General features: G+C 39.0%; 10 protein-coding genes. 5 read left to right on the plus strand and 5 right to left on the minus strand.

Translation table 11 applies throughout. The features are described 5' to 3' along the window. The first annotated feature begins 498 nt into the window (after positions 1–498). The 3 genes from mnmA to purB are packed head-to-tail and all read left to right on the plus strand — an operon-like array spanning position 499 to position 3,603. Positions 499–1,599 carry a tRNA 2-thiouridine(34) synthase MnmA gene (mnmA, locus tag CWB66_RS11435; protein ID WP_138585472.1) on the plus strand — a complete coding sequence of 367 codons (1,101 nt, stop codon included), beginning with the start codon at positions 499–501 and terminating at the stop codon, positions 1,597–1,599. Next, entirely contained in the window at positions 1,599–2,201 is a 603-nt protein-coding gene (gene hflD / locus CWB66_RS11440) for a high frequency lysogenization protein HflD (protein WP_077537767.1), read from the plus strand. The genes mnmA and hflD overlap by 1 nt, the downstream gene beginning before the upstream one ends. 31 nt (positions 2,202–2,232) lie before the next feature. Further along, positions 2,233–3,603, plus strand: coding sequence for an adenylosuccinate lyase (gene purB, locus CWB66_RS11445; RefSeq protein WP_138585473.1), 1,371 nt, complete (start codon positions 2,233–2,235; stop codon positions 3,601–3,603). A 56-nt stretch (positions 3,604–3,659) separates the two neighbouring features. Here purB and CWB66_RS11450 read toward each other — a convergent pair whose 3' ends face one another. From CWB66_RS11450 to CWB66_RS11460, 3 genes are read right to left on the minus strand one after another with little or no spacing between them, the layout of a single operon-like run. Then, positions 3,660–4,871, minus strand: a complete 1,212-nt coding sequence (locus tag CWB66_RS11450) for an NAD(P)/FAD-dependent oxidoreductase (RefSeq protein ID WP_077537765.1) — start codon at positions 4,869–4,871, stop codon at positions 3,660–3,662. After that, a complete protein-coding gene (locus tag CWB66_RS11455; RefSeq protein WP_077537764.1) occupies positions 4,868–6,262 on the minus strand; it encodes an FAD/NAD(P)-dependent oxidoreductase in 1,395 nt (464 codons plus the stop codon). Before CWB66_RS11455 ends, CWB66_RS11450 begins: the two co-directional genes overlap by 4 nt. Then, positions 6,259–6,573, minus strand: a complete 315-nt coding sequence (locus tag CWB66_RS11460) for a 2Fe-2S iron-sulfur cluster-binding protein (protein WP_077537763.1) — start codon at positions 6,571–6,573, stop codon at positions 6,259–6,261. The genes CWB66_RS11455 and CWB66_RS11460 overlap by 4 nt, the downstream gene beginning before the upstream one ends. Before the next feature lie 332 nt (positions 6,574–6,905). Between CWB66_RS11460 and CWB66_RS11465 the strand changes: the two genes are divergently transcribed. Next, a complete protein-coding gene (locus tag CWB66_RS11465) occupies positions 6,906–8,063 on the plus strand; it encodes a ribosomal protein uL16 3-hydroxylase (protein WP_077537762.1) in 1,158 nt (385 codons plus the stop codon). Positions 8,064–8,084: 21 nt separating this feature from the next. Next, complete coding sequence (locus CWB66_RS11470; RefSeq protein WP_138585474.1) at positions 8,085–8,543, plus strand: GNAT family N-acetyltransferase; 459 nt, start codon at positions 8,085–8,087, stop codon at positions 8,541–8,543. An 84-nt stretch (positions 8,544–8,627) separates the two neighbouring features. Here CWB66_RS11470 and CWB66_RS11475 read toward each other — a convergent pair whose 3' ends face one another. Both CWB66_RS11475 and CWB66_RS11480 read right to left on the minus strand, forming a co-directional pair. After that, positions 8,628–9,080, minus strand: a complete 453-nt coding sequence (locus tag CWB66_RS11475) for a DUF4826 family protein (protein ID WP_077537760.1) — start codon at positions 9,078–9,080, stop codon at positions 8,628–8,630. Positions 9,081–9,194: 114 nt separating this feature from the next. After that, positions 9,195–10,520: a M28 family metallopeptidase gene (locus CWB66_RS11480; protein WP_425595700.1), complete on the minus strand. Its 1,326-nt coding sequence runs from the start codon at positions 10,518–10,520 to the stop codon at positions 9,195–9,197. Between the last annotated feature and the right edge of the window lie 440 nt (positions 10,521–10,960).

Below are 10,960 nucleotides of genomic sequence, written 5' to 3' on the forward strand. Positions count from 1 at the left end.
GAGGTTTGTAACCTAGTGGGCTAAGTAAAAACCGAGCAACAAAGAGTTAATCGTCCCTAGAAAGAACCCAAAGGGCAGCGCATGTTTGGCATTTATGCTGCGTTATCGCCTATTTATGGGGGATACCACACTACATAGGCTCTGCCTTGTCCAAATACCAAACAGTCTGCTGCAAAATCAATCACGAAAGGTCAACACGCCCTCGTCCGGGCGCAGTTTATATTTACTGCCGAGTATTTGAAAGAAAATAATACTAAATCACTGAAAAAATATAACAAAATTCACCCATACTCATAACATAGTTAGCAATATAAAAACCTAATTAAAACAAAAGGATTGTTTTTTATACTTTCTAAGTTTCTTTTTCTATTTGTTATATAAATAAAATAGTGACTAATTCCTTCCTTTGCCCCTTTACTCTCTTTAAGGACAAACAAAATACATGCTATAATCGCGGCCTTTCCAAGTTAACAGCAATCTGTATAAGCGAAATTATTCATGAGCGAAAATAGTCACATTAAAGTCATTGTTGGCATGTCCGGCGGTGTTGATTCTTCTGTATCTGCATATTTATTACAACAACAGGGCTACCAAGTAGAAGGCCTGTTTATGAAGAACTGGGAAGAAGACGACAATGATGAATACTGTGCTGCCGCTGATGATTTAAAAGATGCACAAGCCGTATGCGATAAATTAGGCATTGAGCTTCACACTGTTAACTTTGCAGCAGAATACTGGGACAACGTATTTGAGTACTTTTTAGCAGAGTACAAAGCAGGTCGTACACCTAACCCAGATATAATGTGTAATAAAGAAATTAAATTTAAAGCCTTTTTAGAATTTGCGGCTCAAGCACTTGGCGCTGACTATATTGCAACCGGTCACTATGTTCGCCGTGAGCTTCGCGATGACAAATACGTTATGTGTCGCGGGCTTGATAATAATAAAGATCAAAGCTACTTCTTATATACCCTAAGCCATGAACATATCGGCCAAACGTTATTCCCTGTAGGCGATATAGAAAAACCAGAAGTGCGCCGCATAGCTGAAGAGCAAGACTTAATCACTCACGATAAAAAAGACAGCACAGGTATCTGCTTTATTGGTGAGCGTAAATTTAAAGACTTTTTACAAAAGTTCTTACCAGCACAACCTGGCGTTATCGAAGACACAGACGGTAATAACGTAGGCGAACACGAAGGCTTAATGTACCACACACTTGGACAACGCAAAGGCTTGTTAATTGGTGGTATGAAAGAAGGTTCTGGTGAGCCTTGGTACGTAGTAGATAAAGACCTTGAGCGAAATGTACTTATTGTTGGCCAAGGTAAAGATCACCCTCGCCTATACAGCAACGGCCTTAACGCAAATCAATTACATTGGGTCGACCGCGTTGGTCCTAAAGGTACTACTCGCTGTACTGTTAAAACACGTTACCGCCAAGAAGATTTAAGCTGTACATTGCTTGTCGGCGAAGACGGCATGGCACGCGTATTATTCGACGAGCCACAAAAAGCAGTGACGCCTGGTCAATCTGCCGTATTTTATGCAGAAGATGTGTGTTTAGGCGGTGGTATTATTGATTCGGTGATTAAGTAATGAATGAACACCAAGTCATGGCGCTTGCCGCCATGTGCCAAGTAGCTAAACAAGTTCAAAAAATTGCCCAGTACGGCAGCAATAACGAACATGATTTAGAAATCTTGCTTACAAGTATTATTCAAACATCTCCGGCATCACCAGAGGACGTTTACCAAGGTACTGACAACTTACGTGATGGCTATAAAACATTAATGGCGCAGCTAACTGCTGGCGCTCAAAAAGATGTTGAAATAGTGAAGTACGTAGGTGGCTTAATGCAGCTTGAGCGTGCACTAAGCGCAAACGACAAAAGCTTAAACGAATTAGGCAAACGAATTGATGATATTCATCGTCGTTTAGACCACTTTGCTATTACCGATGAGAGCGTTGTTGCCGGTTTAGCAGATATATACTCGTCGGTGCTGAGCCCCCTTGGGCACCGAATACAGGTTTATGGTAAACCCGAGTTATTAAAACAGCAGCTCACTCAAAATAAAATCCGTGCGTTATTATTAGCCGGCATTAGAAGTGCAGTATTATGGCGACAAATGGGCGGTAAACGCCGTCACTTTTTCTTTGCAAAAAGAAAAATACTCGCCATTGCTAAAACAAAAATTTAACTATCGTTCAAACTAAAATTTAGGAGTTATTATGGAGCTTTCAGCGTTAACGGCTATCTCTCCAGTGGATGGTCGCTACGGCAGCAAAACCACTGAACTACGCAGTATTTTCAGCGAATTTGGCTTAATCAAATACCGCGTAATTGTTGAAGTGCGTTGGTTGCAAGCGTTAGCTGCAGCAAGCGATATTAAAGAAGTACCTGCATTTAGCGAACAAGCTAATGCACTACTAAACGCCATTGTAGATAACTTCAGTGAAGCTGATGCACAGCGCGTTAAAGATATTGAACGCACGACAAATCACGATGTTAAAGCGGTTGAATACCTACTAAAAGAAAAAGTAGCCGATAACAGTGAACTTCATGCAATCAACGAATTTATTCACTTTGCTTGTACCTCAGAAGATATTAATAACCTATCTCATGGTTTAATGCTTAGCGAAGCGCGCAACAATGTTTTACTTCCTTATTGCGATGAACTTTTAAGCGCAATTAAAGAAAAAGCGATTGAGTACAAATCTATCCCAATGATGACTCGTACGCACGGACAACCTGCTACACCATCTACTATGGGTAAAGAGTTTGCTAACGTATACATGCGTTTAAAACGTCAACGCGGGCAAATTGCTCAAGTAGAAATGCTAGGTAAAGTTAACGGTGCTGTTGGTAACTACAACGCTCACCTTAGCGCATACCCAGATTACGACTGGCATACACACGCTGATAAATTTGTATCAAGCTTAGGTTTAACACTAAACCCATTTACGACACAAATTGAACCGCATGACTATATTGCAGAGTTGTTTGACGCAATTGCACGTTTTAACACTATATTGCTCGATTTTGACCGTGACATGTGGGGTTACATTGCCCTTAATCACTTTAAGCAAAAAACAATTGCTGGCGAAATTGGCTCATCAACAATGCCGCATAAAGTTAATCCGATTGATTTTGAAAACTCAGAAGGTAACTTAGGCTTAGCAAATGCTATTTTTGCTCACCTTGCACAAAAGCTCCCGGTTTCTCGCTGGCAGCGTGACCTTACTGATTCAACCGTATTACGTAACCTAGGCGTAGGTATGGGTTATGCAATTATTGCATACCAATCAACACTTAAAGGCGTAAGCAAGCTAGAAGTGAACGAACAGCGTTTAGCTGACGAGCTTGATCAAAACTGGGAATTACTCGCAGAGCCAATTCAAACAGTTATGCGTAAATACGGCATTGAAAAGCCGTACGAAAAACTTAAAGATTTAACGCGCGGTAAACGAGTTAACAAAGAAATAATGGCTGACTTCATCGATGGTTTAGACCTTCCTGAAGATGCAAAAATAGCAATGAAAAAATTAACACCGGCTAACTATATTGGTCGTGCTGTTGAGTTTATTGATGATTTAGTTTAATAGCTAATCAGTATAAAAAAGCGAAAGGTTTTCTTTCGCTTTTTTGATCCTATCGTTTAGCCCTCTAAAAAACGCACAACACTAAATGGAGTCAAATCCAAGCTAGTTGGCTGACCTTTCACTAGTTCAGTTATTAATTTTCCAGTAATAGCCGAAGTTAAAATACCCGTTCTAAAATGTCCACATGCATTTAAATACCCTTCAATTCCAGGCACTTCACCTAAAATGGGTAGCTCATCTGGCGTACCAGGGCGTAACCCTGCCCAACAACGTTTAATATTACTTTCTTTTAAGATAGGTAAACATTTCATTGCTCCTTGTGAAAGCTCCGTTATCTTATCTAGTGTATTCGTCGTATCAAACCCCTTCTCTTCGGTCGTTGAACCGATCAATATCTCGCCATTGTCTTTTTGCGCAATATAACAATCACTGGTACTGATACAGCCATTAAGAATCTTAGGCATACGTTCAGACAACACAATTTGTCCTTTAACAGGATAAACAGGCATATTGTATCCAGTGGCTTTATGAAATAATTCATCAGCCCAAGCACCAGCTGCATTGATCAAAGTATCACATTGAAAACTACCCAATGTTGTTTCAACTCCCATAACTCGACTTCCTTCTCGAATCACAGATGTTACTTCTGTATTGAGTACTAGCTCAACACCGTTTTGACGTGCGCTTTCCGTATATGCATCAACCAAGCGGTAAGGATTTACTTGATGATCACAAATAAAATCGATGGCACCAATAGCATCAGGTGTTATATAAGGCTCTTCTTCTTTTAACTGTTCAGCATCTAACCACCTAATTTGATCTGCCAGATGAGGAATACCGCTGGTGATCTGATCAGCATAAATTCTGTCATCTTCGTTATACATGATAAATTTCAAGCCTGTGCGTTCAAATTTAAAATCAACGCCATGACGATCTAACATTTCTTGATGCAGAGCGGGATACATATCATTTGATGTTAATGCAAACTCAAAAAAACAATCAGGTAACTGATGAGGTCGCATGACAGGAATTTCTTTACCATTAGCTTCACTTTGCAACTTAGATAACGTTTTAAAGAATATAACGCCGCATCCAAGTCCAACTGACTCACCAATTGCCCATAGGCCACCAGCAGATGCTCGCGAAGCATTGCCGGGTTTCTTAATATCAATCAAAGCAATTTTTAAATCTGTATCTCGGCTTAAAAAATAAGCGCATGCAGCACCAATAACGCCGCCACCGGCAATTACAATATCAAATTTTTTCATATGTGTTCTTCCAACATAGCAAAAGGAATTGGATCAAGTGGAAAGCGAGGTTTTATCACGCCAACATTTTCTGTATAGCCAGCTTGGTGTAGCCTATCTATTGCATAACTAGAGCAGGTTTTACCTTGGCAATCTCCCATACCAATCCGAGTCCGCATCTTCAAACTTGTTATATCTTTTACTCCTTGAGCAATAGCAATATCAATTTGTCCACGTGTAGTTTGTTCACAACGACAAACAATAGTGTCAACCTCAGCTAAATCCATCAAGCCAACTTGCCTTGTTGAGAAACGATCAAATCCATATCGAAAACGTTTGATGCGATCTAGCTTTTTAATTATTTTACTTGCTAGTTGAGTCGCTTGTTCAGCTGTTAACTTACCACGATTTTGTGCAATCCGGATCGCAGCAATTTGACCTTCACAAATAGCCGCATCAGCGCCAAGTAAACCACTGCTATCCCCTGCGACATACACGTTATTAATGTTACTGTGCTGCCACTTATCTAGCTCGGGAACATTGCCACTAACATTACTGTAGCTATGCTCAACACCCAGTAACATAGCTAACTGGCTACGCGCTACAAAACCATAGCCAACGCCAATAGAATCAACATCAATAGTTTTAGATTTGTGGGTATCTGCTTGCCATTGTTCATTATAAGGAGCAACAATAAGTTGATTTAATTTTTGCTTCCCTTTCGCCTTAACCACACCCCACCCATAATGAAATGGTATATTTTGTTTTTTCAAATAACCCATCATACTCAAACCTGATAGCGTCAGCTTTGGTTTGTTTAATAGAGCAACGGCTTCTTTAGCCAGTTTACTAAATTGACTGGCCTCATAAACACCAACCACCTCAACACCTGATTTATGTAACTGACAAGCAACAAGCGGTAGTAAAGGTCCAGTACCAACAAGTGCCATACGACTACCAGGTTTTACTAAACCACTTTTAATTTGTAATTGTACGCCTCCCATCAACATCACGCCTGGCAACTCCCAACCTCCAAAAGGGATACTTCTTTCATGGCAACCCGTTGCTAATATCAGCTCTTGATAAGCAATAATATCGAGTGCATCATCCTTATTTAACAATAACTTACTGTTAGCTTCAGGCCCTAATACTCGCGTGTCTAATTTTAATTTAATATTAGCATGCTGACTTTCATAACGCGTTTGTAAAGCCGACATAGCTCTTTTTAAATTATCATCTAGATGGGGTAAAGAAAGTGTATTACGTAAAGGACCACGATAGATAACCCCTCCTATTTTTGAAGCCTCTTCGATTATCTCACTTTTAATGCCAAATTTTCCTAATTGAGCAGCCGCAGCGGTACCTGCAGGACCGCCGCCAACAATAACAACTGGGTATGATGAATTACTCATTTTATCCCCTCCTCTAAAAATCGATTTGTTAATGTTTCAACTACCATATTAGGCTGTACTATTGTCTGACATGCTCTTTTCTTAAAGCGTTGATTAACTTTAACATGACAGCAATGACATACTCCCATACCACAATAAGCACCAGATATAACTCGATGATCATTGGCCATTAATTCGGTGTGTTCTGTTGCTAGCAGCACTGATAAAATAGTTTCACCGCCACTCACTTCAACCGCTTTTTGATTAACTATAATTTCAAAAGAAGGGGTTGTAATTGGTGTAATATCCTTTGTCCGTTTTAAGCATTCCATAATTTGCCTTGATATAATTAATGTGTGGATTAAATTACTTGGGGTGTGCAGGGTAAATATAAATAAAGTGAGTAACAAATATAAATAACAAATACTTAACTTTTGTGAACATTTATTGATCTAGATCTAGATTTTAAATTCTCTCCAGTAATATTTAATCAAAAGCATAATACCGTTGGATAATTTTTGTGATTAAATGATTGAACTATGGTAACTCTGGTTTTAAGCTGAATAGCTTTGTTTTATTTGATATATTAGTGCGAATATAGCGTGACTAAGTTAAATTTAACTTTCTCTTATTTAAACGTACCACTTTTTTTTGAGTAAAAAGTATGTATCAATTAGTAATTAACAACTTATCTGAACAAGAATTTCTGAATGATTTTTGGCAAAAAAAGCCACTTTTAATCAAACAAGGGTTTAGTCATTTTCAAGACCCGCTTGATGCTAATGAACTTGCCGGTTTAGCTATGGAAGAAAGTATAGAATCACGTATTATCACAAATAATAAAAATGACTGGCAAACGCATCAAGGTCCATTTGAAGACTTTGAACAACTAACAGACACACATTCAACTTTACTTGTACAAGCGGTTGATCACTGGCATCCAGATGCTGCACAACTGCTCGAACCATTTAGGTTTATTCCTAATTGGCGCATCGATGATTTAATGATCAGCTATTCAACACCTAGCGGTGGCGTTGGTCCGCATTTAGATCAGTACGATGTCTTTATTATTCAAGGTGAAGGTAAGCGCCATTGGCGCGTAGGTTTACCCGATCCTACACTTAAGCAGTTCGCTCAAAACAAAAAGCTACTGCAAGTAGAAGCTTTTGAAGCGGTCATTGACTGCATTTTAGAGCCTGGCGACATTTTATATATTCCACCAGGCTGCCCTCACGAAGGTTACGCAGTAGAAAATGCCTTAAATTATTCAGTTGGTTTTAGAGCGCCTAATCAACAAGATTTACTTTCAAGTTTTGCCGATCATATTATTGATACCGAAAGCGGCCAAAAACGCTATACCGATCACAATCTAGCACTGAGGAAGTCAAAAGGTGAACTTACAAACCTTGAGGTTGATAAAGTTAAAACGCTCATGGCTTCACTGCTAGAAAACGATGAGTTATTTAAACAATGGTTGGGCTCAACACTTAGCCAACCTAGACATGAAATGGATTTAGCGCCGATAGAGCCACCATTTACATCAGAGCAAATAAGCGATGATTTAAGTGATGAAGAAGCTGTGTTTGAGCGCTTAGGTGGCACGCGTGCTATTTATCAACTATTAGATGATGAATTACTACTAAGCGTCAATGGTGAAAATTACGCCATGTCATTAACTGACTTAGCAGCGGTAGAACTACTTACCGATAACACTGAGTTTAAAAGTTCAGCATTAAATTTAATAAAGCCAAGCCTAGTTTTTATGCAAACATTTACTATACTGGTTAATGAGGGAATTTGGTTTAATATCGAACAGGGTTAATTGCTCTAATAGGAGTTTGCTATGGGCTATCAAGTTAACGAAGTAGATTGGAACATACATAAGAATTTGTTACAGCATATAAGGGAACGCGTTTTTGTGTACGAGTTACATATCCCCAAAAAAGTAGAATTCGATAGCCTAGACCAAATTGCTCAACATGTACTTGTGACCGACGAATATGACAGAGGTATAGCAACTGGAAGATTATGTAGCGATGGTCTTATTAGCCGTATAGCTGTACTTCCTGGGCACCGTAACCGAGATGTATACCAGTCGCTTCTAAATTTTATTGTTAAAATTGCTGAGCACCAAAATATACATACTATTTGTATTAATTGCATTTTAAACGAGGTACCACTTTTTAACCAAAATGGTTTTATAAAGCAAGGTAATGTATTTATGGAAGCAGGTATACCGAGGCTGAGAATGCAATGCGATGTATCAAATTTTGTAACTAAACCATTTACACTAGTTCATTAAAAGGCAATTTAATTGCCTTTTAATGAACTACTCAGAGGCGTACGGATAGAAAGTAGGTGTTTAAAATATATTTATTATCTAACTTTACGATGACTTTTGCTCATTAGCCCAAAGCTGCTCTTTTTCGTATATCTCATATAAACCATGTGCACGGTTTATCAGTAGATTAGCAAAATCAATTTGCGTTTTATCGCGTGTGCCGACACTCATTATTTGGTCTGCTTTTAATTGCCATTGCATTGAAAAATAACGCATAGCATCTCGCGCATTATTTGCAACACTCACTTCAGCATGATCTGTTGGTAAACGCCCTGTAACTACCCAATATGCTTTACCGTTTTGTGCTTTAAACTTCCACAATGCGCACAAAGGGGCTAAGAAGCGACTATCTTTATCAACTACAGACTTCGGCATAATGCCTTTTTCTGCTAAATGCTTTTGCGCGCTTTGAAAACATTCACGTTGCCAAACCACACGTTGTTGATCTGTAAAAGCTTGCTCTTCATTTGTTAACTGTTTTCTTTCTTGTTGTTGCATTTTTAATAACCTTAACTTCTTTTTTTATACTCTAAGGGCTTAGCATTTAAGGTGCAAGCATAAAAAACGCAATTTGCACCACTGAACCTACTGTTTGCTGCATTTTCAACCAAGCTACAATTTTATATTGTGATCAAACGAGCCTACATCACCGGGAAACACCACTGGCGACTCAATCCCTTGTTTATTTACAGACGCAACTCCAAAGTAATAATTATCAATCACTACGTTTTTAAGTGTGTACTGTGAAACCTTGCCAACATATTTACTAAACTGCCATTGCGGCTCGCTGGTATAACGCCAATAAATTTTATAACCGGCAATATTTTCATCACTGGTTTCTTGCCAAGAAAATGACGTATTCGCTGTCACGGCTCCCTTTATTTCAACCTCTTTTGGCGGTGCAGGTGCCCATGCCATTGAGGCCATAGCAACGGCATTGAGTGATGTTAACTTTGCGGTGTAATCAAAATCAACGCCTTCAATTGTATCCCCATACTCAACCCCATCTTCAGTTCGCAAATCTTGATGCTGACGGTCGTAGTGTTCGTTAGTTTCCATAATACGCACCGCCGCAAACCCTGCATCGTTAAATGGACGATGATGCCCACCACGGCCAAATCTATCTAATCGATAAACGAGTATCGTGTTTAAATTTGGGATGTATTTATCGGCAATAGTATCTATGTAGCGCGCTAAATTACGACTCGCAGAATCAACTTCCCCCCCCGTAAAACGGCGAGTGTTAGCTTGCTTTTTAGTTTCTACAACACGTGTTCCTTCAGAGAATATACGGGCCGTCGTGTTATCGGTTACGCCATTAATACCGGTAATATTACCAATCATATCGTTGTTTAAAACACCATGTACTTGCCAGTTATGCTTTTGCGCATAAGCCGTTAATATTTTACCGCCAAACAAACCTTGCTCTTCGCCCGAAAGTGCTGCGTAAACTACCGAACCATTAAATTTGTACTTACTTAAAACACGAGCCGCTTCTATAACGCCCGCTACACCAGAAGCGTTATCGTTAGCACCAGGCGAGTCACTGGTAAAATCCATAACGTTACTAACACGTGAATCTATGTCTCCCGACATCATCACCATACGGTTTGGCTCGCTAATACCGCGTTGAATAGCGACTATGTTTACAACTTCAACAGGATTCGGAATGCGTTTTTCACCCGAAATAGTATCTTTTACTTCAATAACTTCAAGACAACCGCCACATTGTGCTGATATTTTTTCAAATTCTTTTTTTATCCAACGTCTAGCCGCACCAATACCTCGAGTATCAGATTTAGTATCTGAAAGTGTATGACGAGTACCAAAATTCACCAGTGTTTGAATATCATGACCAATGCGACTAGCAGATACATTGTTTGCTATATCATGAAGCTTTTGTTGATCCTCAAATTTAAGCTCTGACGCATTTACCATCAGACTAAAAGAACATACAACAGCTAACGTGCTGTGCTGCAAAATTTTACTCGTAATTTTAATACCTGTGCTAAGCATAAATATGACTCCGAATTATTTGAGCATACACCATCACTCAAGCACGTTTGTACTTCAATACATTTGAGATAAATGTGAACATAGCTACGCTAAGGTGCAAAATTGAGAGTATCTAAATATTTTTAGTACACTAAAAAATGATAAAGTGATGCTGATGTAGTCACTGAGGATATGATCAAGGTAACCTGAACTTAGGATAAGAAATCTATCTCGATCAGCCATTTTCAGCGCTAACTGCGTTGAATTTACTTGCAATAGGCCCGCTATTGACGCGTAAATTCGCCTTGTTTTCACTGAAAATCTCTGACTAGAGAAAATAAATTTAAATATAAACACGAATAAAAACGTGATAAAACCTCCAT

Origin of the sequence: Pseudoalteromonas sp. S558, assembly GCF_005886635.1 — a bacterium.
In the GTDB taxonomy this organism is placed as follows: Bacteria; Pseudomonadota; Gammaproteobacteria; order Enterobacterales; family Alteromonadaceae; genus Pseudoalteromonas; species Pseudoalteromonas aliena.

Excerpts from the sequence above, each read along its gene's own strand:
- CWB66_RS11470 (WP_138585474.1), top strand. The coding sequence starts at position 8,085 with ATGGGCTATCAAGTTAACGAAGTAGATTGGAACATACATAAGAATTTG.
- CWB66_RS11460 (WP_077537763.1), bottom strand. The coding sequence starts at position 6,573 with ATGGAATGCTTAAAACGGACAAAGGATATTACACCAATTACAACCCCT.
- CWB66_RS11480 (WP_425595700.1), bottom strand. The coding sequence starts at position 10,520 with ATGGTAAATGCGTCAGAGCTTAAATTTGAGGATCAACAAAAGCTTCAT.
- mnmA (WP_138585472.1), top strand. The coding sequence starts at position 499 with ATGAGCGAAAATAGTCACATTAAAGTCATTGTTGGCATGTCCGGCGGT.
- purB (WP_138585473.1), top strand. The coding sequence starts at position 2,233 with ATGGAGCTTTCAGCGTTAACGGCTATCTCTCCAGTGGATGGTCGCTAC.
- CWB66_RS11455 (WP_077537764.1), bottom strand. The coding sequence starts at position 6,262 with ATGAGTAATTCATCATACCCAGTTGTTATTGTTGGCGGCGGTCCTGCA.
- CWB66_RS11475 (WP_077537760.1), bottom strand. The coding sequence starts at position 9,080 with ATGCAACAACAAGAAAGAAAACAGTTAACAAATGAAGAGCAAGCTTTT.
- hflD (WP_077537767.1), top strand. The coding sequence starts at position 1,599 with ATGAATGAACACCAAGTCATGGCGCTTGCCGCCATGTGCCAAGTAGCT.
- CWB66_RS11450 (WP_077537765.1), bottom strand. The coding sequence starts at position 4,871 with ATGAAAAAATTTGATATTGTAATTGCCGGTGGCGGCGTTATTGGTGCT.
- CWB66_RS11465 (WP_077537762.1), top strand. The coding sequence starts at position 6,906 with ATGTATCAATTAGTAATTAACAACTTATCTGAACAAGAATTTCTGAAT.